Source organism: Streptococcus sp. 29896 (assembly GCF_032594915.1).
Classification (GTDB): Bacteria; Bacillota; Bacilli; order Lactobacillales; family Streptococcaceae; genus Streptococcus; species Streptococcus suivaginalis.
Map to the genome: position 1 here is coordinate 365,182 of NZ_CP118733.1, position 22,802 is coordinate 387,983.

The following is a 22,802-nucleotide window of genomic DNA, read 5'->3' on the forward strand; positions in this document are numbered from 1 at the left end:
AATAACTCAACCGATGGTGCGAGTAAGGGTTGCAGTGGATCAATCATTTGTTGAGGTAACTTCGACTCAAACGAGTGAGTCTGGAGTGAATGCTTCAAATGTTATTGATAATAATTCTTCAACATTTTGGAGTTCAAACCATTCACAAATTAATCAAGAGTCTGCACGACAAATGTTGACTGTGAAATTGCTTGAACCTGGAACGATTAGTAAAGTCTTATATTCACCAAGATCTGAAAGTGATACTGCGGTTGGTAACGTTGTAAAAGGAAAAATTCAATATAGCCTAGACAAAGAGCGCTGGGAGGATGCAATTCCAACTGGTGTTACTCGGATTAGAGATGGCCTGACGAGTGGTCGAGTTGATGGAGCAGCCCATACATTCACGTTGGATGTGAATAGATTACCGAAGTATATTGAGATTGAACCCGTGGAAGCTCTCTATGTGCGACTAGTTGCATTAGAGACGAAACATTTGGATCCTGCTCAAGAAAATAAGGTAGTTTCAGCTGCTGAGTTCATGCCATATGCCGAGAAACAAGTTCCTCAGGAAAGTGTAGTTTATTTGGATCCGTCTTTGACAGAGGCGCCATCATATAATGCGACGGATGGCGGAGGCCGCAATGCTTCATTTGCAACTGACGGTGATAAAAGAACGCTTTGGGCAAGTGCAGATACATCTGAGTATTGGAATAGAACTGCTCCTCAAGCTTTAACAGTTGGTCTGACTGAAGTGGCGCGTGTTAACAGTATTGATATTACACCACGTCAGGATGGAGACAATTACCGAGTTCATTATACGGGAGATTTGATTAGTGGGTATATTGAGTATCTAAATTCAGAAGGGAATTGGACTAGAGTTTCTATTGTCGGAGGAACCCCACAGAATGAATTTGTATTCGGAGGCTCACATGATACTAAAACAGTTACATTTACACCTGTAGAAGCGCAAAAGTTTAGAATTGTTGCAACAAATACTTACCATTGGAATGGAACTGCAAATTATAATAAAATCGTAGCGATTGCAGAAGTTTACCTAACAGGTACTAAGATTGAGTCTCCAATCACCGAAGCTCCAGTTACAGAGGATCCAGTTACAGAGGATCCAGTCACTGAAGATCCAATCACTGAAGGACCTGTTACCGAAGCCCCAATTACTGAAAACTCAGTTACCGAAGATCCGTTGTACGTATTAGGTGAACATGCCTTAATTGAATTGTCTAAAGAGTTTATCCAAGTGACAGCGGGAGATTCAACTGCATGGCAAAATACGAATGATTGGCCTCGTGGAGTTCAGAATTTAACGAATAGAGATATTGGAGACGGATCATCTGGTGCAGATAATACGGTTTTGACAGAAATGCTCTGGGGAGGCAGTAAACGGATGCCTCAATCCGTTCATTTTACGTTTACAGAACTTCAAGATCTTGAAAAACTGGAAATTTACAAACGTCTCAATAACAACGGTACTTTGACCCAATTTTCAGTTACTGTATACGGTGAGAATGACCAGGTAATTGGAGAAAAGCAAGATGTTACAGTTGCGAAAGAAACTCCAACTGCATCATATTCTTTAGGAAGCTTCAGTGGTATTAAAAAAGTTACAGTAACCTTTAAACAAGCAGTCAATGCAAGTGGTCAAGTGACACCGGGTGACTTGACCGTAAAAGGTATAAGTTTCTTCAAGAAAGATTCAGGTATTCGTGGAACTCAAGTTGAACGTTCTCACATTCAAGTACAAGCAGAAGATCCAACAGCTTTCCAGTCTGGCTACGGTGTTGAGAGAGTGATTGATGGAAGCTATTCAAACGGAACTGAATTGAAGTGGGGTCCAGGTTCGCATCAAAAACGATTGGGACAAAAAGTGACCTTTACTTTAACGGAACCCAAGGCTTTAAGTGGAATTACAGTTTATACTCGTCCAGATCGTCAAGGCTCAATTGCAGAGTATAAAGTTGTAACGAAATTCCAGGGTCAAGTTGTACAAGAAGAAATCGTTTCATCGATTCATCGTTCAGCAACTCTGAGTAATTTGGAATTAAATGGCAGCCAGGTTGATAGTGTTGAATTGACATTTATCGAAGCGTTAGATAATGCTGGGAATAGAACGAATCAATTCCTAACAGTTCGAGAAGTTAAGTTTTATCAAGCGGCGCCACTAGAAAAACCTGTTACCGAAGATCCAGTTGCTGAGGACCCAGTCACCGAAGATCCAATTACTGAAGATCCGGTTACTGAAGATCCGGTTACTGAAGATCCAGTTGCTGAAGATCCAATCACCGAAGATCCAGTCACCGAAGACCCAGTCACCGAAGATCCAATTACTGAAGATCCAATTACTGAAGATCCGGTTACTGAAGATCCGGTTACTGAAGATCCAATCACCGAAGATCCAGTTACAGAGGATCCAGTCACCGAAGATCCGGTTACAGAGGAACCAATCACTGAAGACCCAGTTACAGAGGATCCAGTTACTGAAGATCCGGTTACAGAGGAACCAATCACTGAAGATCCGATCACCGAAGATCCAGTTACAGAGGATCCGATCACTGAAAATCCGGTCGCTGAGGAACCAGTCACCGAAGATCCGGTTACAGAGGATCCAGTCACTGAAGATCCGGTTACCGAAGACCCAGTCACTGAAGACCCAGTTACAGAGGATCCAGTTACTGAAGATCCGGTTACAGAGGATCCAGTTACAGAGGAACCAGTCACTGAAAATCCAGTTACTGAAGATCCAGTCATCGAAGCCCCAGTTACTGAAGATCCGGTTACAGAGGATCCAGTTATCGAAGCCCCAGTTACTGAAGATCCGGTCACCGAAGATCCAGTTACTGAAAATCCGGTTACAGATGAACCAATCACTGAAGATCCAGTTACTGATTCCCCTCGAATCTTCACGGATGACACAACCAATATTTCTGTAACAGTAAATACTGGTGCCGATGCAGCTGTTGGTATTCAGGTTTCTCAGATGGAAGACTTGCCAGAAGCTGTGGATGGGAAAGATGCAGTTGTCTATGACATTGAGTTGATTGATGAGGACGGACAACACATTGATGGTGAATTTTCTGCGCTTGTCAAATTGCCAGTAGATGTTAATAAACTCGTTTCACGTGTTGTCTTCATACCTGAGGGTGGAGAACTGGAAGCTGTTGAATTCGAACAGGTGTATGAAGAAGAAACTGATACAAGCTATGTCACATTTGAAGCTACTCACTTCAGTCATTACGCAGTTCTTTACACAACTGTCCATGGCGACGTGATACCTGGTGGATTCTACGATTGGTTCGTAACGACAATTGGTGACCAAGATAGCGACGACGATGTTGATGAAAATGATGTCCAATCTTGGTTGAAAGGACCAAAAGGTGATCAGGGCGAACGCGGTGAGGTTGGCCTACAAGGACCGAAAGGAGATAAAGGAGACCCAGGTCAAGCGGGTGCCCAAGGTGAGCGAGGCGAAGCCGGCCCACAAGGGCCGAAAGGGGACAAAGGAGACCCAGGTCAAGCAGGTGTCCAAGGCGAACGAGGCGAAGTTGGCCCGCAAGGTCCGAAAGGAGATAAAGGAGACCCAGGTCAAGCAGGTGCTCAAGGTGAGCGAGGCGAAGTTGGTCCACAAGGACCAAAAGGCGATCCTGGAGATGAAGGTCCAGTCGGTCCGCGTGGTCCACAAGGTGAAGTCGGTCCAGCCGGCCCAGCCGGCCCACAAGGCGAAGTCGGCCCGGCCGGCCCACAAGGTGAAGTTGGCCCAGCCGGCCCACAAGGTGAGGTTGGCCCAGCCGGCCCACAAGGCGAAGTCGGTCCAGCCGGCCCACAAGGCGAAGTCGGTCCAGCCGGTCCACAAGGTGAAGTTGGCCCAGCCGGTCCACAAGGTGAAGTTGGCCCAGCCGGCCCCCAAGGTGAAGTTGGCCCAGCCGGCCCCCAAGGCGAAGTCGGCCCAGCCGGCTCCCAAGGCGAAGTCGGTCCAGCCGGCCCCCAAGGTGAAGTTGGCCCAGCCGGCCCCCAAGGTGAAGTTGGCCCAGCCGGCCCCCAAGGTGAAGTTGGCCCAGCCGGCCCCCAAGGTGAAGTCGGTCCAACCGGCCCCCAAGGTGAAGCCGGTCCGAAAGGCGATAAGGGAGACCAAGGTCCAGCCGGTCCAAGAGGTCCCCGTGGTCCACAAGGACCGAAAGGAAGCAAAGGTGACACCGGTGCTCAAGGTCCAAAAGGTGACAAGGGCGATACAGGTGCCAAAGGCCCCCAAGGTGAAGTCGGTCCAGCCGGCCCCCAAGGCCCAAAAGGTGACAAAGGCGATACAGGAGCTCAAGGCCCCCAAGGTGAGGCCGGTCCAGTTGGCCCCCAAGGACCAAAAGGTGACAAAGGTGATACAGGAGCTCAAGGTCCACAAGGTGATACTGGCCCAGTCGGCCCACAGGGACCAAAAGGTGACAAGGGAGACACAGGAGCTCAAGGACCGAAGGGGGATACAAATGTCATTACACGAGCAGTTGTCTTGGTTGACCCTTCTACAAAAGTAAGCGTTCAGCTTGCTGATGGAGAAGTAGATGGCATTGTAGCATTGCGCATTAGCCACAAGGAGACAGATGCTGTTACAACCCCAGTTGTTCTTACTAAGGTTGACTATGATCTATTTGATATCGAGTTGGTGAATGGAGCAGGTGAAGTCGTTGACAATACTCTTCCGACGCGTGTTCGCTTACCGATTGATGAAGGTAAAGAAGTTGATCGAGTGGTTTATCTTCCAAATACAGAATCAGAAGAAGTTTTAGACTTTACAGTAGTTGAAACTAGAAATGAAGACGGTTCTGTTAATAGAGAAGTTGAATTTGTTGCAGAACACTTTAGTGAATACGGCATTGTCTATAAAGATGCAATAACAGTTGCAGAGGCAAGAGCTGGAGAAATGAAAGTTACTGATGAATCCAAGAAGCCGCTCACTCCTCTTTCTGCTTTAGGTGGTTTAGCAGAGAAAAAAGCTGAGAAGACCTTGCCAAATACTGGTACAGGGGCAGAATTCCTTCTTCCAAGTCTAGGAGTTCTTAGTCTAGCAGCTGCAGCCCGTCTTCGTAGAAAAGAAGAAAAATAAGCGAGTTTTGTAGAAATTTGCCAAAGAAAAGGAGCACAATGTGTTGCTCCTTTTTTTGTGTTGTTTTTAATAAAAAAGACAAATCCATTTGAGTATAATTTCTTGTAAAGGGCTTGCGCATATGTTAATATATTGTTGAGCGAGTAAAAACAAAAGGAGGTTATCCTGTCGATTGCTATTCATAGAAAATAAAAGGAGGAAAAAATGAATCGCACCAATCGAAATCATCAATATGCTCTACGGAAGACAAGGCTTGGCGTAGGCTCAGTAGTTGTCGGAGTCTTGTTGGCCGGTTTGCTACAGGCACCAGCTGTTTTGGCATCTGAAACTAATGCAGCTACTGGAGAATCGGGTATTGTCTCAGAAAGTGAAGCAAGTCGGAGCCTGAGAGAAAAAATCGCAGAATTACGAAATTTGAAGGATCAAATTCGCGATACGGCAGAACGTACGGCAGTTGAAAATGAAATTGCGAATGCCCAAGGCGCCTTAGAAACGGGGCAGGATGCAGTCATCAATGCCTATTTGAATCATCTGCCAACGGTCATTTCTCGTACTAGACAAATCGTGGATACCCAACCACCTCTATCCAATACTGAAATTGGGGAAGCGGCGCTAGTTTCTCCGGAAGAAGGAGAGGGAACTATAGGAGAGGGTGCAGGCAGTGAAGGCGCAGAAGGTCCAGTGGAGGAAGCAACACCCAAAGAAGCCGCAACAAGCGATGAATTTGCAGCTTTACCAGTTCCCGAAGTCTACTTGGTGGACCGAGATGAGCAGGCGCTAGCTGATCGTCGGGTCATCCATAAAATGGCTCAGGATTATTCAGAGTCTGGCGCCTATGATTTTACTGCTGAAGAGATTGCTACTCTGAAAAATCTGGGACAAGGTGTTCTCCACTTCGATGTCAAGGTTGACCAGATTGAAGCTGGTCAGCAAGTGGATGTTTTTAAGGTCTACACAGATGATAATAACTTTTACCGTATCTTTGCCTTCATGAATGGAGAACAGATGCATTTTGGCATGGAGGGGAAAAAAGACGGAAGCCCTTACCTTGATGCAGCCTATATGACAACGGTTTTGAAACCTCAGTTAGGGGAATGGTCCTCGCTGACTTATTTGAAAACGGGCAATCGCACCCGCTTCTTTGTCAATGGGCGAAACTCTACAACTCGGAACATCCAACAGAATGTTGATAAGTTGATTTTGGTTTCGGACCAATCTAGCGTGTTATTCGGAACTAGGGATAGCAGCAAGGGACGAGTGACTCTGGGTGATCTGGCTGTTTACAACAATCCAAATGTTGTGTCGGATAATTCTGGTGTGACAGATAATCCGCTTTCAACTCGTTACTTCAAAAATTATCCAACACAAGCTGTGCAGCCACTGACCATTGCTCGAGTGGCACATGCAGGTGAATCCAAGGATAATTTTGTTGAGGTCTTCTTTAACCGCGCGGTTGCTGTAATTGGTCAGCCAGATTTAGCTTTGGAAAATGGTAGCTATGCTAAGTTTATTTCACAGACCAGCCACAACTCAGCGATCTATCAGATCAAGGATGCGGACTACGGGCAAAAAATTACAGGATTAAGAGAGAAGGAGGGAGAGCATCTTCTCTTCAACTCAAGCGCGGGAACGGTTCATTTAGCAGGTGTCTTACCACGTTTGGATAAGGTTTCTGTGGATGATAACCATACAAGTCTGGTATTTACAGGTTCTTGGACTTCCGAAACAGGTCAAGGGAAATTTGGAAATACTGGTCGTTATACCTCTGGTACAAACGATCGATCTGTAACCCTATATTTTGAAGGAACTGGCGTGGATATGTATTCGGAGCGCCATAACGCCCATGCCGATTTTCTGGTGGAATTGGATGGTGAAGTGATCACCTATAATGAGAAGCTCGGTCTTGGTCGCGAAGGCAAATTCAGTCTCTTTATCCCAGCAGATCAAACCAGACAAAGACAGGAGCGCATTTTTACCCTAGATCAGTTAAGAGCAGGCAAGCACGCCTTAACCCTGTCGGTGGATCCTGCCAATGCGAATAAACAACTCTTTTTAGATGTTTTTGAATTGTTTGGCGAAAATGCGCGTGTCTTGACCAAGGATGAGTATTTTAGAGATCTTGTAATTGAAAAAGAGCGCCTGGTGGGACTTGCTACTGATAGCACAAAAGTGAGTGATGCAGAAGCCTTTGCCTCTAAGCAAACAGCGTTTGAAACAGAGTTAGCTAAAGCGGTGCCATCTATACCTGCTATTAAGCAAGCCTTGGCTGATATGTCAGCTTTGATTGTGGAAAAAACGCTAGAAGATCCAGCGCCAGTGGGCGATGCTAGTGAGGAGGCAATTTCTGTTGAGGAAGCTAGAAGGCTCTTGGCAGAATACACCGAGGAGCTGGAAGGATATTTGGCATTATTAGACGAAACTAGTCAAGATTGGATTGATTATTTACTCGACTTTAATGGTATTTCACGTGACTTATTAGCTGCAAATGATAATGACCAAGATATTCTCGAGCAATATAAAGAAGCCAAAGCCAATGTAGAGATGTTTCGAAATTGGGGTAGCGGTACCGCAGATCAGCCAAGTGAAGGTGGTGACTCTGGCTCAGGCGACACCAACACTCCAACTCCAACAGAAGGCGGTGACACTGGCTCAGGTGAGAGCAATACTCCAACTCCAACAGAAGGCAGTGACACTGGCTCAGGTGAGAGCAATACTCCAACTCCAACAGAAGGCAGTGACACTGGCTCAGGTGACAGCAGCACTCCCGCCCCAACAGAAGGCGGTGACACTGGCTCAGGTGACAGCAGCACTCCCGCCCCTGCAGAAGGCGGTGACTCCGGCTCAGGTGACAGCAATACTCCAACTCCTACAGATGGCAGTGACGCTGGCTCAGGTGACAGCAATTCAGAACAAGAAGGACAAGGTGTTGGATTAGACCTAGCAGCTTTGGAAGAAGTTCTAGCAATTGCCCTAGCCTTGGAGGAGGAAAAACTATCTGAAGTACAAGCTGGACAACTGGCTGAATTACTCGAAACAGCAGCGGCTACTCGGACAGCGGGGAGCCAAGAACAAGTAGATGAAGTGGTTGCCCTGTTTGAAGAATGGTTATCAGGTTTAACCACCTCAGAGGGACCGGCAGATTCAGGCGCAAGTGAGGGGACAAGCAGCCAAACAGGTTCAGGTGAAAATGAAGGCACAGGCAGTCAAACAGATTCTGGTGCAAGTGGGGGCACAGGCAGCCAAACAGGTTCAGGTGAAAATGAAGGCACAGGTAATCAAACGAGTGACAATGCTTCTGGAACTGTAACTGAACAACCAAGTCTAGATGCAGTCTCAGTAGCTCGTTTGCGTGACATTTTAAGTGAGTTAGAGGGCTATATTCCGCGACTGGCTGGGGAAGAATGGCCTGCCTATCTGAATCAATTCCGTGACCAAGCAAACCGCGTTATGGTATCAGGAACACCAACTCAGTTGGCATCTCATCTAGCAGAAGGCGAAGAATTGATTGAATTGCTTCGAGGTGTATTTGCAGAAGCAGAGCAAGGCAACCAGTCAGCTGAAGTGACAGAAAAAGGGAAGGGGCTCCTTAATGAAGGTCCGAAAGCCTTTGACGGTGGTTTGACCCTCAACGAGAACCTGACCCATGAACTTCCAGCCTTCGATGGGGGAGTGAGTCTAAACGAAAACCTGATACATGAGGTTCCAAGCTTTGAGGGTGGTTTGACGCTCAATGAAAGCTTGACACATCAAGTTCCGGCTTTTGATGGCGGATTGGTACCGAATTATGCACCAAATCATCACCTTCCAAGTATGAATCCTGCTAGTCTGAAGCCAGTACCGAGTACGAAAACGACAGAGAAAACTGACATGGAAAAATCAGCTGCAAAGGTACTGCCAAATACAGCAGGTGTAGAGAGTCTATTGTTGACAGGTATGGGGTTGATGACACTTGGAGCAGCAGTAGCCCTTCGACATCGGAAAGAAGAATAATACAAAATAAAAGAAGAATCAACTTGATTCTTCTTTTATTTTTTGAAAATAGAAGCCAGTTTTTGTCTGATGAGCTGGACTAGGGTTGGTAGTTTGATCACACGGTCATTACCAATGTGCTGACGGGCAGCTTTTAAAATTTTTCCTGAGTCAGATGAAGCAAACAAGAATCGACTTTTTTCGGTATAAATTTCAAAGTGTCGACTGATTTTATTGTGGTGTACATTGGCTCCGATGGATTGAATCGAATCCCAGGGAATTTGAATGTAACGCTCGACATTGCTATCGGGATAAAATTCGATTGCCTTGTCTCCGACTAAGAATTTTCCAACCTTACCACCGAATCCCATATAGGAAACACCGGTTGCTTGAACTTCTACTTGTGAATTTAAGGATTGTGCCATAGTGTTTTCTCTCTTTTCTAGGCTTTATTATACCATAAAACCCCGCAAGTGCGGGGCAATAGATTACATAATTCCGAAGAAACGAGCGAGAATACCTACGATGAAGAGACCAATAATCATAGTGATTGGCGTTACTTTCTTCTTAAGCAAGTGCATGCAGAGGAAAGTAAGGAGAAGTCCCATCAAACCAGGAATCAAGCTGTTCAACTGGCCTTGCAATGTTTGTGCTTGAGTTGGGTAGAGGCTAAGTCCGCTGAGGGCGTCACCCAAGATACCTTGAAGTTCAGTACCTGTTACAGTGCCTTCTGGGAAGACGATGTAAGCACCTTCTGATAACTGTTTTGCAGGAAGGTCAACGGTGAAGTTGATAGATACCCAACGTTGAACAAGAACGGCAAGGATGAACATACCAAGGATTGAAGCGCCTTTTGTGATGTCTTGAAGGATACCACCTGACATATCTTTGGTAATCTCACTACCAGCTTTGTAACCAAATTCTTGAGTGTACCATAGGAAGGCCATACGGATTGCGTTCCAACCAAAGAAGAAGATGATTGGTCCCATGATATTGCCACTCATAGCAAGTGAAGCACCAAGAGCGCCAAGAATTGGACGAACAGTAAACCAGAAAACTGGATCACCGATACCAGCAAGAGGTCCCATCATACCGATTTTCACACCTTGGATAGCTGTGTCATCGATGGCAGCACCGTTTGCGCGTTCTTCTTCAAGGGCAAGCGTTACACCAAGGATTGGTGAAGCAACGTATGGGTGAGTGTTGAAGAATTCCAAGTGACGCTCAAGAGCAGCTGCTTGGTCTTCTTTTTTCGTGTAGAGTTTTTTGATAGCAGGGATCACTGCATATGCCCAACCTAAGTTTTGCATACGTTCGTAGTTCCATGAACCTTGAAGGAAGGTTGAACGCCACCAAACTTTTTTACGATCGCTTACGGAAAGTTGAATTTTTTCTGACATGGTTAAATCTCCCTTCTCTTAGTAGTCTTCAAGGATGTCGCCGATTGGGTCGTTTGATGAAGCACCACCGTTACCTGAACCACCTTGTTTAGACAAGTTGAGGTAGATAAGAGCAATTGCAACACCGATAACACCAAGAGCGATAAGTGTCAATTCGCTAAGGGCAGCAAATGCAAAACCAAGAGCGAAGAATGGCCATACTTCACGTGTTGCCATCATGTTGATAACCATAGCGTAACCTACGGCAACAACCATACCACCACCAACGGCCATACCACCTGACAACCAAGCTGGCATAGATTCAAGAACTGATTGAACTGCTTCAGCAGGAATTGCTAGAAGAAGTGCAGCAGGAACTGCAATACGCAAGCCTTGAAGGAGAAGAGCAAATAAGTGATAACGTTCTACTGCAGCAAAATTAGCATCTTTAGCAGCATTATCAGCACCGTGTACAAGACCGACTGAGATTGTACGAACGATCATTGTAAGGAAGAGACCGGCAATGGCAAGAGGAATAGCAGTTGTAGTAGCAACGGCAATACCTTCTGTTGAGAAGTCGCCACCTTTAATCATGATGATTGCAGCAGCAACAGAGGCAAGAGCAGCGTCTGGTGCAACAGCCGCACCGATGTTTGCCCATCCAAGAGCAATCATTTGTAGTGAACCACCAAGCATAATGCCTGCAGCCAAGTTACCAGTCACAAGACCGATAAGGGTACAAGCTACCAATGGTTGATGGAATTGAAATTCGTCAAGGATACCTTCAAGACCAGCAAAGAAGGCAACGATGACAACGAGAATTGCAGAAATAAGTGTAATATCTGACATGTTGTAATCCTTTCTATACTAACAAATCGCTTTATTGAACGTTTGCCTTGTTGATTAATTCAAACAAGTCTTTCTTAGAATCGTTTGGTACTTTACGTACATCAAATTCAACGCCAAGGTCACGCAATTTTTCAAAGGTTGCAACGTCATCTTTGTCCATTGACAATACGTTGTTGACCATTGTTTTACCAGTTGAGTGAGCCATTGAACCAACGTTCAATTCTTTGATTTCAACGCCACCTTCGATTGCTTCAAGTGCTTCTTGAGGTGTTTCGAAGAGAATCAAAGCGTGTGTGTTACCAAAACGAGGGTCTTTAGAAACCTCAATCAATTTCTTGATTGGGACAACGTTTGCTTTCACGTTACCAGGTGCAGCTTGTTTGATGAGTTGTTTACGCAATTCATCTTTCGCAACTGTGTCCGAAGCAACGATGATACGATCTGCCTTAGAAGCAGGAGTCCAACCAGTCGCAACTTGTCCATGCAAGAGGCGAGTGTCAATACGAGCCAAGTTGATTTTCAACTTACCATCTCCGATAACAGTCCCTGGAGGGATTGCGCCTTGTGGAGCAACTGGTGCTACGTCAGCTACTGGAGCAGCTTCTGCGGGTTGAAGTTCTTCTGGAAGAACCTTCACACCATCCTTGGCTTCTTTAATAATGTTTGCCGCAACTTCTTCCACGCCAGCTTCAGCGTTAATCATACGCTCTGTGTAGGCTTGGATTAGCATTGGCAAGTTGAGACCAGTGATGATGGCAAATTTACGGTCTGGGTTTTCACCAGCTACGCGGCTTGCTTGGTTAAATGGTGACCCACTCCAAAGGTCAGCTAACACCAAAACTTCATCATCGGCATCGAATGCGTCAACAGCAGCATTGAGCTTAGCGTATAAATCATCTGGTCCTTCGCTTGGCATGAAAGTAACAACCTGTACTTTATCTTGTTCGCCAAAGATCATTGAACCTGACTGATGGATACCAGCAGCAAATTCGCCATGACTTGCAATAATGATTCCAATACTCATTATTGTTCCTCCTAAATTTTTCTTGTTCATGTAAAAAGCCTTGAAGGGGCTTTCATGTTCGAACTGTAACATTATAAAACGTTTTCAATGAATTTGTCAAGCAATTTTGTGACATCCGAGGGAAAATTTTCTGAAATGTTGCGCTAGAAATGTGCAATTTTATCTTGTTTTAAGCTGAAAATAGTAGTATTTGAGGGAATTTTTTTGGATGTTGAGGAAAGAGAATGAAAATGAAAAAAATGCATGGTTTGATCAGTTTGATAGTTTCAGGTTTTTTACTAACTGCCTGTCAAGAGTCATCAAGCGGAAGCGATTCAATAGCTTCATCGACGACCAATCTTAGCCAGTATTTTTCAGGTAGGGATCTTGATGTCAGTTACGATAGTGATCAGGCAACTAAGATTGACTTGGCAGGGGAAACAGCGACGATTTCGGGGACAGGGGCTAGTTTGAACGGACAAGAACTGACCATTTCGGCAGCAGGTACCTATTTGATTTCAGGGAGTTCGGATTCTATTAGGATCAGTGTTAAAGCAGCCGATGCGGCCCAAGTACAGCTTGTCTTAAATGGTGTCGAGATGAGTGCTGAAACAGCTCCGATCTATGTTGAAGAAGCGGATAAGGTGCTTCTCACCTTAGCAGATGGAACGACCAACACAATTTTGGATGCTGCGACAAACAGCAATACGGAATTGGATGCGGCTATTTTTTCTAAAAGTGATTTGACCATCAATGGTAGCGGCAGTTTGATTGTCAATGGTCGTTATAATAATGCTATCGAGGGCAATGATGATGTCCGTATCTATGGAAGTCATCTGGAGTTAGAGGCGGTTGGCGATGGAATCAATGCAAATGATGCACTAAACATCAAAGATGCAACCGTAACGATTGCAGCAGGTCATGATGGTTTGCATTCGGATAATGCAGAGGATGTTAACTTGGGTAATCTCTATGTGGACCAGTCTCAGTTGACCGCACAAGTAGGAGATGATGGAATTCATGCTTCCAATGCCCTGATTGTGAACGGCGGAGAAATTACGATTACCCAATCAACCGAAGCTATGGAAGGAAAAACTATTCATATCATGGAAGGTAGCTTGAATCTTGTAGCCAGTGATGATGCCATCAACGCAGCCAACGCCTCAGCCTAAGCAGGAATTTCCTTGACCATAGATGGAGGGGAGTTGAACGTACAAGCAGTAGGAGATGGCTTAGATTCAAATGGTAATCTTCTTATAAATGGCGGGCAGATTTTCGTAAGTGGAGCACCGAATCCTGGTGATGGTGCCTTGGACTATGAAGGCCATGCGGCTATTACAGGGGGAGATGCGATCATCGTCGGCTGGTCCGGTATGGCACAAGGGTTTGGCAGTGATTCTAGTCAGGCATCACTTTTGGTGAAAGAGCTGAGCGGTACTGCAGGTTCAAACATTCGTGTTCTAGATAGTGAAGGCAATCAGTTGGCGGCTTATACAGCCAGCCAAGCCTTCGATAGTATCTTAGTTAGCTTGGCAGATATGGAAGAGGGGCAAACTTATACCGTTTTTGTTGATGATCAATCCCTTACAGCGACTGCAGGTTTGACAACTGAATAATAAAAAAAGCAGCTATCAGCCTATTCTTGAAAGAATCAAGAGTGTGACTGAGCTGCTTTTTCTATATTATAGGAATAGAGCTTCCAATTCTCTTGCGACACCGTCTTGGTCGTTGGTGAAGCTGGTTTGATAATCTGCATGAGGAAGTAAGGTCTGACTACAATTTTTCATGGCATAGCCCCTACCAGCTAGCTGGAGCATTTGAACATCATTGTGTTCGTCTCCGAATGCAACTAGATCCTTGGGATCCATTTGATAGAGGTCGAGCAGGTAGGACAAAGCAGTTGCCTTACTGACGCCCTTGGCGCAGGTTTCAAGGATATTGAGCGGACCGCCCCAGGTATTGATTTCTAGTTCGTTGTTGAAGAAGGCCTTCATCTCTTCAGCTAGGGCAAATTTATCCTCGGCATGGGTCTGCATCAGGATAGAATGAGGGTCTTCTGTGACGAGTTCAGGTTTGATAAGGGTCTCAGGTGTGATTTGGTCCACACCCAGAAGTCCTGGATCAATCTTGTCCAAGTGGCTTTGAGTGATAAAAAATTTATTCTTGTATTCACCAGCGATGAAATCTGCTTGGAACCGTTCCTCTTCTTTCAGAAAGGTTAAGAGGTAGGACTTGTCGATGAGGATATTTTTTTCCCACTGCCATTTTTGCTGAGGAAGATGGGTCAGGGAACCATTGAAATTAATCATGGGTGTGTCCAATTCCAATTGCTGGTAGTAGTGAACTGCCATGCGGTAGGGACGACCTGTGGCGATGAGGACTTTATGTCCTGCTTTTTTTACCTTTTTAATAGTAGAAATGGTGTAATCGGATAACTGGCTGTCTTTGTTAAGAAGGGTACCGTCTAAATCGAGGGCAATTAGTTTCTGTTTCATATGGCTTGCCTTTCTAAATCATTCCTAACAGTATATCAAAATTTAAGATTAGGGGCAAAAGTTGGCAGTTTAATCTCAGTTTTGTTGAACAACGTTCGGTTTTTGCTAATCAAAAAACGTTTTTTTCTTATTTTTTATAAAAATCAAACGTTTTCATGAACAAACCGCTTGAAAGGCTATCGTTTTTTGTTTATAATACAAGTATCGTTCGTAAATTAAAGGAGAAAATTGAAAAATGGATTCATTTTTTAAGTTAAAAGAACACGGTACGACCGTTTCGACTGAAATCATGGCGGGTCTTACGACTTTCTTCGCTATGTCATATATCTTGTTTGTCAACCCAAGCATCTTAAGTGTTGCAGGGATGCCATCTCAAGCTGTTTTCTTGGCAACAATTATTGCCAGTGCGGTTTCTACACTAGTTATGGGGCTATTCGCTAATGTTCCTTATGCATTGGCACCAGGGATGGGGCTAAACGCCTTCTTTACCTATACAGTGGTTATTGGTCTTGGTTTTACTTGGCAAGAAGCTTTAGCAATGGTTTTCCTTTGCGGTCTGTTTAATGTTTTTATTACTGTTACAAAGGTTCGTAAGAGCATTATCAAGGCGATTCCAGTTAGTTTGCAACATGCAATTGGTGGTGGTATCGGGGTATTTGTTGCCTATCTTGGTTTTAAAAATTCAAACTTGATTACCTTCTTGACATCTGGTTCTGACATTATTACAGTTAACGGAGTTGCTCCTGCGGATGCAACTGCTGAAACCTTCTCAAACGGGGTCTTTTCAGTATTTGCAGGCGGTGGTGTTGTACCAGGGATTTCGACCTTTACAGATCCAAGTGTTCTCTTGACAGTGTTCGGTCTCCTCTTGACAGCTGTTTTGGTTATTAAGAACGTACGTGGTGCAATTTTGATTGGAATCGTCGCAACAACTTTGGCTGGTATTCCAGCGGGTGTTGTAGACCTTTCTACCATTGATTTTGCAAATAACAATATCGGTACAGCCTTTGCGGAGCTTGGTACGACTTTCTTAGCAGCTTTTGGTGGTCTATCTTCGCTCTTTGCTGATTCAAGTCGTCTACCACTTGTTTTGATGACTATCTTTGCATTCAGCTTGTCAGATACCTTTGATACGCTTGGTACCTTTATCGGCACAGGTCGTAAGACTGGTATTTTCTCAGAAGAAGATGAGAAAGCCCTTGAAAATGGTACAGGCTTTAACTCTAAAATGGACAAGGCGCTCTTTGCAGATGCGATTGGTACTTCAATCGGTGCCCTCTTCGGTACATCAAATACAACAACCTATGTGGAGTCAGCTGCAGGTATCTCTGCGGGAGGTCGTACTGGTTTGACAGCTGTTACGACAGCGGTGCTCTTCTTGCTTTCTATCCTCATCTTGCCATTTATCGGTATTGTGCCAGCTGCGGCAACCTCTCCTGCCTTGATTATCGTTGGTGTGATGATGGTTTCATCCTTCTTGGATGTTGACTGGAGCCACTTTGAAGATGCCCTTCCAGCCTTCTTCGCAGCCTTCTTCATGGCACTTTGCTTCTCTATCTCATACGGTATTGCAGCAGCCTTTATCTTCTATTGCTTGGTGAAAGTATCAACAGGTAAAGCTAAAGAAATTCACCCAATCCTTTGGGGAGCAACTGGTCTCTTTATCCTCAACTTTATCATCCTTGCAATTTTGTAAGCAATATTCTTGACAAACTGGGCTTGTCCCAGTTTTTCTTTTGGGAAGAAAATGACAAAAAGGTCCTCTTATGATATAATGATGGGTATGTATAGTCAAAATGAAGCGACATTAGTGGCAATTGGAGAGAAGCTCGGTAGAGTCCTTCAGCCTAATCAGGTTTTGGTTTTATCTGGTGAATTGGGGGCTGGAAAAACAACCTTTACCAAGGGGTTAGCCCTAGGGCTTGATATCAAACAGATGATTAAAAGTCCAACCTATACCATCGTGAGGGAGTACGAGGGGCGCCTACCTCTCTATCACCTAGATGTTTACCGCATTGGTGATGATCCTGATTCAATCGATTTGGATGACTTTCTCTATGGAAATGGCGTGACGGTCATTGAGTGGGGGGATTTGCTTGATTCTAGCTTATTGGATGACTACCTCTTCATTCGAATCGAGAAAGAAGGGAACGGTCGTCGTTTAACCTTCCAACCACATGGTCCAAAGAGTGAGCGTCTAGCAGAGGCGGTTCAGTATGATTAAGAAAGAAATCTATTTTAGCGAGGCGGAACCGTCAGATGCAGCAGCCTTTATTGACTTTATGAATCAGGTGGCTCTTGAAACAGATTTCTTGGTGATGGATGAGACGGGCTTTGGCTTTAGTCAAGAGCAGATGGAGACTATTTTTGAGGCTGGGATTGAAAATCCTCGAGAGCTATGTCTCTTGGCAAAGGTTGGCTCAGAAGTGATTGGGGCCATTTCTGTCAAATCCTTTCGTCAGTTTCGGATCAGCCATATCGGGACGATTTTTATTGCGATAAAAAAAGAGTATTGGGGTCATGGCATTGGTTCCATACTCCTAGAAGAAGTTAGTCACTGGGCCAAAGAAGTGGGCTTGTTGAGTCGGTTGGAGTTGACCGTTCAGGTCAGAAACCAGGCAGCTGTCCATTTGTATCAAAAATTTGGCTTTGAAATTGAAGGCACTCAAAAACGGGGTGCCAGAACTGATGAAGGAGAATGGCTTGACCTCTATTACATGGGCAAGCTCATATAAATCTTTATGAAGAAAATTGGATTCAAAATTGCTGGAATGTTGGGCTTGATCATTGCCCTGACAGTTGGAGCAGGTGCCCTTTATGGGACCACCTTGTTAAATTACTCTACGGATGCCATTTCAAAAACATTTAAAACCCTCAATAACTCAGATGAAGAGTATGATGTGATTGAAGCGACTGAACCATTGACCATTCTCTTGATGGGGGTCGACATGGACCAGGCCACTCGAGGAGGCAACTGGGAAGAGGGGCGTAGTGATTCCATGATTCTCTTGACAGTTAATCCCCAGACCAAAACAACGACTATGATGAGTTTGACACGCGATATCATGGTTGAAATTGCAAATGGTGATGGAACATCAAGCGGAGCGATTGAAAAACTCAACCATTCGTATAGCTATGGTCAGGCAGAGATGGCTGTGGCGACCATCGAAAAAATGATGGACATCAACATCAATCGCTACGTGGAAATCAATATGGACGGCTTGGTGGAGTTAGTCGATGCAGTTGGTGGTATCACAGTTAACAATACCCTGGGTTTTACCATCTCAATTGATGAGTATGAGCCTGCTTATACTGCGACAGTTGCACCTGGTGTTCAGTTAGTAAATGGTGACCAGGCCTTAGTCTATGCTCGAATGCGTTATGATGATCCAGAGGGCGATTATGGTCGGCAGAAACGCCAGCGGGAAGTTATCATGGCAATCGTAAAAAAATTACTTAAGCTGGAAGGTTTTACCCAGTATAAGAAGATTTTGGATGCGATTTCCAACAACATGCGGACGGATATTGAAATCTCCACTGCGACCATCCCAAGTCTCTTAGGTTACCGGGATTCGCTGACAACCATTGAGTCCTACCAGTTGACGGGGCAAGATGCGATGATCGATGGTGTTTCTTACCAAATCCCAACCAGTGAGCATGTCTATGAAATGCAAAATATCCTGAAAAAATCACTGGGGCTTGCAACGGTGACAGAAGTTGTGACCAATATTCAGGTCTATGAAGAGATGAATTGGTTGCCAAGTCCAGTAACTGTACTGGATGCCTATACCAATGAAATCGTCTTGGAGGGCTACGGACTTCCTGCTGAGACGGAAGCTAGCTCGACAAGTGGTTCAGAAACCAGCAGTAGCGAAGAGACGACAGAATCAAGTTCAGAATAAGAAAAACCTTGTCATTGGACAAGGTTTTCTTGGTTTTCGCTTGTTGCGGGGAGATGTTTTTTGATTTCTTCCAGGTTTCCGGCAATGCTTTGCTGATAGGTCCGTAACTTGTAGGTTAAGTCCTGGGACATGTCTTGCAAGGGTTGGCGGTAGGATAAAATGGTGTTTAGGTGCTGCTGGATGGCTTCTTTTTCTTGTGTCAACTCGGTAACCAAATCCAAGGTTTCTTTTGCTTCAGCCTGGATTTTTTTGCGGTTGGACACAACTTGGAAGGCGATGCTTGCAGCGCCGATTCCTGCGATAAGGTGAGATAGTTTCATATTACTCTCCAATCTGTAAGAGTTGGGACAAGCGACCTAGTTCATCGAAATCAGGTTGATTGGTTGCAAATGTGATTGCCAGGCCATCTTGGTCATCAAACCGTGGCAGAAGATGGAAATGGGTGTGGAAGACGGTTTGTCCCGCAGCTTCTTCGCTATTATTGAGGAGGTTGATGCCATTGGCGCCAAGTTTGTCCTTCAATTGATTGGCGATGAGAGGTATTTTGCTGAAAATGGCTGTGCTGGTTTGGCCATCCAGGTCCAAGAGATTGCGGAAATGTTTTTTAGGAATAACCAGGGTATGGCCAGGAGTGACTTGGGTGATGTCCAAGAAAGCAAGTACCTCTTGGTCTTCGTAGACTTTGGCAGCTGGAATCTCTCCAGCAACAATCTTACAAAAAATACAATCTGACATAAACAAACCTCTTTCAGGAATTTTTGGTATAATAATTATATCAAATTACGGGAAGAAATGTATGTTAGAAGTAAAAAATCTCACGGGCGGTTACGCCAATATTCCAGTCTTAAAAGATGTTAGTTTTCAGGTAGGGGACGGTGAATTGGTTGGCTTGATTGGCTTAAATGGTGCGGGGAAATCAACGACGATCAAGGAAATTATAGGCCTCTTGCAACCCTATGGTGGCACCATCAAGGTCAATGACTTGGAATTGTCATCAGATTTAAAAGCCTATCGCAAGCAAATTGCCTATATACCAGAGAGTCCGATTTTGTATGAGGAGTTGACCTTGCGGGAGCATATTGAACTGCTGGCTTTGGCTTACGAATTAGATAAAGAAGCTATGTGGCAAAAAGCGGATGGTTTGTTGCAACTCTTTCGATTGCAGGATAAGTTGGACTGGTTCCCATCTACCTTTTCAAAAGGGATGATGCAGAAGGTGATGATTATCTGTGCGCTCTTGCTAGAAGCTTCTCTCCTAATTGTGGATGAGCCGTTTTTAGGTTTGGATCCGTTGGCGATTTCGGACTTGGTCAGCTTGTTGGAAAAAGAGAAGGCGCTAGGGCGGTCGATTTTAATGTCAACCCACGTCCTTGACTCTGCTGAGAGATTGTGTGATCGATTTGTTGTGCTCCATAGTGGGCAAGTAATTGCAGATGGGGATTTGGGTAGCCTGCGGCAGCAATTTGACATGCCAGACGCTAGCTTGAATGACATTTATTTGACCATTACAGCGAGTGGGGTGACAGGATGAAGCAAGTCTTTGCTGGGAGACGGAGGAAATTTTGGAAGCAAATTTCTTCTTACATCCCTTATGTGCTCAATGATCACTTTGTATTAGCTCTACTGTTTTTACTCGGTTTTGCCTCTCTTCAGTATCGTAGCCTGATGCTGTCTGAAGCTGTTCCAGCTTTGTGGATTTTTTTAGGGATTTTGGGAATCAGTCTCTTGTTGCTCTTTTCAGGTAGAATCGCAAGCTACATTGAAGCGGCAGACCGACACTATCTCTTGGTTGAAGAGGAGACCTTGGTTCAAGAAGTCAGAGAAGCAAGTCGGCGAGCGAGTTTGGTTTGGGGAAGTGTATTTGTCCTGGGTCAGTTGTTGCTTGTTCCCTTGTTATTGAAAATTTCTTGGCCAATCTGGGCTGTAGTGCTTTGGATTCTTTTCTTTTTAGGGGCAAAGGTTGGCTATCACAATTGGCAAGCTAGTCGGTTGCTGCAAGGTCAGGGCTTGGATTGGACAGCGACGATCTCCAGTGAAAGAGGGAGAAAACAAGCAGTTCTAGCATTTTTCTCAAACTTTACCCATGTAAAAGGCCTGATATCTTCTGTAAAACCGCGGAAAATACTGGTGACTTGGCTCAAAAAATGGACGGGTCTAGATCAGTCAGGTTGGGGCTTTCTCTTTTTGAGAGCTTTTGTTCGCCAGGGTGATTTTCTGGTGATTAGCTTGCGCTTAGTCTTGCTAGGGGTATTGGCTTTGGTCTTTGTCAGTCCTTCTTGGTTGGCGGTTGGACTAGCCTTGCTCTTTCACTATCTCCTTTTGTTCCAACTGCTAGCCCTTTATCACAGTTACGATTACCACCCCTTAACCAGTCTTTTTCCCTTGGACCATAGCCAAAAAGCTGGTGCTTTTCGACAATTAGTGAGTTTGGTTTTGAATGTCTTGCTGGGGATCAATTGTTTGGTCTTTCTGCTTGTACAAAGAGATTGGACCATGTTTGCTGTCTTACTCTTGGGGGGATTGTTCCTAAACTATTTCTATCTGACGATAAAAACGAAGAAATTGATTGACTAACAGCATGAAAACTAGTAAAATAGTAAAGAATTTTTGAAGGAGGAATGGCATGCAGTTTGATACGAGTGGTCTTCAACTACAATCTATTGCAGGCAATAGTGGTAAAGCATTTAAGGGCCTTCGGTCAGACGGAACGCCTGTATTTGTAAAATACGAAATGCCTCCCATTGTGACTGCCTTAGCGAGAGAGCAGATTACTCCGCCCGTTATTTCGACCAATCGGGAGGTTGGATTTGGGAATCGAGTGGAGCAAGAATGGTTGACAGGCCGCACCCTTGAAAGACAGGATATGTCTAGCAAGCAGGTTCGGCAGATTTTGGTGCGCTTGCATTATTCACGCATTTTGCTCAACCAAGCCTTGCAGCTCAATTACAGCTACCAAAGTCCGAGAGATTTGGTGGAAAAATGGCAGAAGGAGGCGCCAGCCCGTCTGTCTAAGAACACCTACTTGCAGTCTATCTGCCGTGAACTCTTGGCAAATCTACCAGCCTTCCATCAGGAAGTGGCAACCTTTGTTCATGGAGATCTCCATCATAAGAACTGGGTTGAGACCACGAGTGGCTTGGTCTATTTGACAGACTGGGAGACAGCCTGTGTCACTGACCGCATGATGGATGTGGCCTATCTCTTGACCCATTATGTGCCACGTCAGGCTTGGAAAGAATGGTTGAAGTCCTACGGTTATAAATACAACAAGACCGTTTTGGCAAAGGTGTATTGGTATGGTCAGTTGGGCTATCTCAATCAAATCACCAAACACGTAGAAAGTTATAATATGGAAGCGGCCAACAAGGAAATCTATGCGCTTCGTATGTTTAAAGAAGGGTATGTCATAGAAGATGAGAGTTAGAAACCGCAAAGGGGCACCGGAATTATTGGCCCAGTATCCCCAGTATGTTATTTTAAATCCAGAGGATTGCAAGGGAAAATGGGCTGACATTTTTGGAAATGATCATCCGATTCATATTGAAGTTGGCTCAGGAAAGGGGCGCTTCATTACGGGGATGGCTGCTCAAAATCCAGATATCAACTATATTGGGATTGATATTCAGTTGACGGTCTTGTCCTATGCCTTGGACCGTGTCGTAGAAGCAGGTTTGCCCAATATCAAACTCTTACAGGTGGATGGATCAAGTTTGACCAATTACTTTAATCCTGCAGAGATTGACTGTCTTTATCTGAATTTCTCAGATCCATGGCCCAAGAAACGCCATGAAAAGCGTCGTTTGACTTATAAGTCTTTCTTGGATACCTATAAGGAAATCTTGCCTGATAAGGGTGAAATTCATTTTAAAACAGATAACCGAGGCTTGTTTGAATACAGTTTAGCAAGTTTCTCACAATACGGCATGATCCTCAATCAAGTTTGGTTGGATTTGCACGCCAGTGATTTTGAAGGTAATGTCATGACGGAGTACGAAGAGAAATTCTCGAAAAAAGGTCAGGTCATCTACCGCGTTGAAGCGCAATTTCAATAAGGGAGTGGGAAAGAACTCGACTGGTCTAAAAAAGAGTTCGTCTTCCCACCCCCGCACAGTTGATTAG

At 44.8% G+C, this 22,802-nt stretch carries 19 protein-coding genes; 12 read left to right on the top strand and 7 right to left on the bottom strand.

Features of this window, described 5'->3' with window-relative positions; translation table 11 throughout:
- Positions 1-13 precede the first annotated feature (13 nt).
- Positions 14-5,086 (top strand): discoidin domain-containing protein, encoded by a 5,073-nt coding sequence (locus tag PXH68_RS01740; protein ID WP_316715738.1) that lies wholly within the window; start codon positions 14-16, stop codon positions 5,084-5,086.
- A gap of 204 nt (positions 5,087-5,290) precedes the next feature.
- Entirely contained in the window at positions 5,291-9,076 is a 3,786-nt protein-coding gene (locus PXH68_RS01745) for a hypothetical protein (protein ID WP_248027192.1), read from the top strand.
- Between the two features lie 35 nt (positions 9,077-9,111).
- On the opposite strand, the gene PXH68_RS01750 is transcribed toward PXH68_RS01745, so the two are convergent.
- The 4 genes from PXH68_RS01750 to PXH68_RS01765 form a co-directional block, all read right to left on the bottom strand.
- On the bottom strand, positions 9,112-9,480 hold the full coding sequence (locus tag PXH68_RS01750; RefSeq protein WP_248027190.1) for a DUF956 family protein: 369 nt from the start codon (positions 9,478-9,480) through the stop codon (positions 9,112-9,114).
- Positions 9,481-9,543: 63 nt separating this feature from the next.
- A complete protein-coding gene (locus PXH68_RS01755) occupies positions 9,544-10,455 on the bottom strand; it encodes a PTS system mannose/fructose/sorbose family transporter subunit IID (RefSeq protein WP_248027188.1) in 912 nt (303 codons plus the stop codon).
- Between the two features lie 18 nt (positions 10,456-10,473).
- A complete protein-coding gene (locus PXH68_RS01760) occupies positions 10,474-11,283 on the bottom strand; it encodes a PTS mannose/fructose/sorbose transporter subunit IIC (protein ID WP_248027186.1) in 810 nt (269 codons plus the stop codon).
- A 31-nt stretch (positions 11,284-11,314) separates the two neighbouring features.
- Positions 11,315-12,307 carry a PTS sugar transporter subunit IIB gene (locus PXH68_RS01765; protein WP_248027185.1) on the bottom strand — a complete coding sequence of 331 codons (993 nt, stop codon included), beginning with the start codon at positions 12,305-12,307 and terminating at the stop codon, positions 11,315-11,317.
- A 224-nt stretch (positions 12,308-12,531) separates the two neighbouring features.
- Here PXH68_RS01765 and PXH68_RS01770 point away from each other — a divergent pair, with 224 nt between their 5' ends.
- Positions 12,532-13,458, top strand: coding sequence for a carbohydrate-binding domain-containing protein (locus tag PXH68_RS01770; RefSeq protein ID WP_248027183.1), 927 nt, complete (start codon positions 12,532-12,534; stop codon positions 13,456-13,458).
- Between the two features lie 33 nt (positions 13,459-13,491).
- Positions 13,492-13,902 carry a hypothetical protein gene (locus tag PXH68_RS01775; protein WP_248027181.1) on the top strand — a complete coding sequence of 137 codons (411 nt, stop codon included), beginning with the start codon at positions 13,492-13,494 and terminating at the stop codon, positions 13,900-13,902.
- A gap of 66 nt (positions 13,903-13,968) precedes the next feature.
- Here the strand turns inward: PXH68_RS01775 and PXH68_RS01780 are convergent, their stop codons facing one another.
- Positions 13,969-14,781, bottom strand: a complete 813-nt coding sequence (locus PXH68_RS01780; RefSeq protein WP_248027179.1) for a Cof-type HAD-IIB family hydrolase — start codon at positions 14,779-14,781, stop codon at positions 13,969-13,971.
- A gap of 235 nt (positions 14,782-15,016) precedes the next feature.
- Here PXH68_RS01780 and PXH68_RS01785 point away from each other — a divergent pair, with 235 nt between their 5' ends.
- The 4 genes from PXH68_RS01785 to lytR all read left to right on the top strand — a co-directional run bounded on the left by PXH68_RS01785 (position 15,017) and on the right by lytR (position 18,683).
- Positions 15,017-16,477, top strand: a complete 1,461-nt coding sequence (locus tag PXH68_RS01785) for an NCS2 family permease (protein WP_248027177.1) — start codon at positions 15,017-15,019, stop codon at positions 16,475-16,477.
- A gap of 87 nt (positions 16,478-16,564) precedes the next feature.
- Complete coding sequence (gene tsaE, locus PXH68_RS01790) at positions 16,565-17,005, top strand: tRNA (adenosine(37)-N6)-threonylcarbamoyltransferase complex ATPase subunit type 1 TsaE (RefSeq protein WP_205031364.1); 441 nt, start codon at positions 16,565-16,567, stop codon at positions 17,003-17,005.
- On the top strand, positions 16,998-17,516 hold the full coding sequence (locus PXH68_RS01795; protein WP_248027175.1) for a GNAT family N-acetyltransferase: 519 nt from the start codon (positions 16,998-17,000) through the stop codon (positions 17,514-17,516). Before tsaE ends, PXH68_RS01795 begins: the two co-directional genes overlap by 8 nt.
- A gap of 6 nt (positions 17,517-17,522) precedes the next feature.
- The gene (gene lytR, locus PXH68_RS01800) at positions 17,523-18,683 is read left to right on the top strand and encodes a glycopolymer--peptidoglycan transferase LytR (protein ID WP_248027173.1); all 1,161 of its coding nucleotides are present in this window, start codon (positions 17,523-17,525) and stop codon (positions 18,681-18,683) included.
- 11 nt (positions 18,684-18,694) lie between these two features.
- On the opposite strand, the gene PXH68_RS01805 is transcribed toward lytR, so the two are convergent.
- Together PXH68_RS01805 and PXH68_RS01810 are read right to left on the bottom strand one after the other, a co-directional pair.
- Positions 18,695-19,003 carry a chemotaxis protein gene (locus tag PXH68_RS01805; RefSeq protein WP_158455678.1) on the bottom strand — a complete coding sequence of 103 codons (309 nt, stop codon included), beginning with the start codon at positions 19,001-19,003 and terminating at the stop codon, positions 18,695-18,697.
- Position 19,004: 1 nt separating this feature from the next.
- Positions 19,005-19,418 carry an HIT family protein gene (locus PXH68_RS01810; RefSeq protein WP_248027171.1) on the bottom strand — a complete coding sequence of 138 codons (414 nt, stop codon included), beginning with the start codon at positions 19,416-19,418 and terminating at the stop codon, positions 19,005-19,007.
- A gap of 61 nt (positions 19,419-19,479) precedes the next feature.
- Here PXH68_RS01810 and PXH68_RS01815 point away from each other — a divergent pair, with 61 nt between their 5' ends.
- The 4 genes from PXH68_RS01815 to trmB are packed head-to-tail and all read left to right on the top strand — an operon-like array spanning position 19,480 to position 22,735.
- The gene (locus tag PXH68_RS01815) at positions 19,480-20,214 is read left to right on the top strand and encodes an ABC transporter ATP-binding protein (protein ID WP_158455674.1); all 735 of its coding nucleotides are present in this window, start codon (positions 19,480-19,482) and stop codon (positions 20,212-20,214) included.
- A complete protein-coding gene (locus PXH68_RS01820; RefSeq protein WP_248027170.1) occupies positions 20,211-21,257 on the top strand; it encodes an ABC transporter permease in 1,047 nt (348 codons plus the stop codon). The genes PXH68_RS01815 and PXH68_RS01820 overlap by 4 nt, the downstream gene beginning before the upstream one ends.
- Before the next feature lie 49 nt (positions 21,258-21,306).
- Positions 21,307-22,107, top strand: a complete 801-nt coding sequence (gene ccrZ, locus PXH68_RS01825; protein WP_172044513.1) for a cell cycle regulator CcrZ — start codon at positions 21,307-21,309, stop codon at positions 22,105-22,107.
- The gene (trmB, locus tag PXH68_RS01830) at positions 22,097-22,735 is read left to right on the top strand and encodes a tRNA (guanosine(46)-N7)-methyltransferase TrmB (protein WP_248027168.1); all 639 of its coding nucleotides are present in this window, start codon (positions 22,097-22,099) and stop codon (positions 22,733-22,735) included. Before ccrZ ends, trmB begins: the two co-directional genes overlap by 11 nt.
- Positions 22,736-22,802 lie beyond the last annotated feature (67 nt).

What these genes read in the sequence shown, in the direction of transcription:
- PXH68_RS01740 (WP_316715738.1), top strand. Translation starts at nt 14, where the DNA reads ATGGTGCGAGTAAGGGTTGCAGTGGATCAATCATTTGTTGAGGTAACT.
- PXH68_RS01745 (WP_248027192.1), top strand. Translation starts at nt 5,291, where the DNA reads ATGAATCGCACCAATCGAAATCATCAATATGCTCTACGGAAGACAAGG.
- PXH68_RS01750 (WP_248027190.1), bottom strand. Translation starts at nt 9,480, where the DNA reads ATGGCACAATCCTTAAATTCACAAGTAGAAGTTCAAGCAACCGGTGTT.
- PXH68_RS01755 (WP_248027188.1), bottom strand. Translation starts at nt 10,455, where the DNA reads ATGTCAGAAAAAATTCAACTTTCCGTAAGCGATCGTAAAAAAGTTTGG.
- PXH68_RS01760 (WP_248027186.1), bottom strand. Translation starts at nt 11,283, where the DNA reads ATGTCAGATATTACACTTATTTCTGCAATTCTCGTTGTCATCGTTGCC.
- PXH68_RS01765 (WP_248027185.1), bottom strand. Translation starts at nt 12,307, where the DNA reads ATGAGTATTGGAATCATTATTGCAAGTCATGGCGAATTTGCTGCTGGT.
- PXH68_RS01770 (WP_248027183.1), top strand. Translation starts at nt 12,532, where the DNA reads ATGAAAATGAAAAAAATGCATGGTTTGATCAGTTTGATAGTTTCAGGT.
- PXH68_RS01780 (WP_248027179.1), bottom strand. Translation starts at nt 14,781, where the DNA reads ATGAAACAGAAACTAATTGCCCTCGATTTAGACGGTACCCTTCTTAAC.
- PXH68_RS01785 (WP_248027177.1), top strand. Translation starts at nt 15,017, where the DNA reads ATGGATTCATTTTTTAAGTTAAAAGAACACGGTACGACCGTTTCGACT.
- tsaE (WP_205031364.1), top strand. Translation starts at nt 16,565, where the DNA reads ATGTATAGTCAAAATGAAGCGACATTAGTGGCAATTGGAGAGAAGCTC.
- PXH68_RS01795 (WP_248027175.1), top strand. Translation starts at nt 16,998, where the DNA reads ATGATTAAGAAAGAAATCTATTTTAGCGAGGCGGAACCGTCAGATGCA.
- lytR (WP_248027173.1), top strand. Translation starts at nt 17,523, where the DNA reads ATGAAGAAAATTGGATTCAAAATTGCTGGAATGTTGGGCTTGATCATT.
- PXH68_RS01805 (WP_158455678.1), bottom strand. Translation starts at nt 19,003, where the DNA reads ATGAAACTATCTCACCTTATCGCAGGAATCGGCGCTGCAAGCATCGCC.
- PXH68_RS01810 (WP_248027171.1), bottom strand. Translation starts at nt 19,418, where the DNA reads ATGTCAGATTGTATTTTTTGTAAGATTGTTGCTGGAGAGATTCCAGCT.
- PXH68_RS01815 (WP_158455674.1), top strand. Translation starts at nt 19,480, where the DNA reads ATGTTAGAAGTAAAAAATCTCACGGGCGGTTACGCCAATATTCCAGTC.
- PXH68_RS01820 (WP_248027170.1), top strand. Translation starts at nt 20,211, where the DNA reads ATGAAGCAAGTCTTTGCTGGGAGACGGAGGAAATTTTGGAAGCAAATT.
- ccrZ (WP_172044513.1), top strand. Translation starts at nt 21,307, where the DNA reads ATGCAGTTTGATACGAGTGGTCTTCAACTACAATCTATTGCAGGCAAT.
- trmB (WP_248027168.1), top strand. Translation starts at nt 22,097, where the DNA reads ATGAGAGTTAGAAACCGCAAAGGGGCACCGGAATTATTGGCCCAGTAT.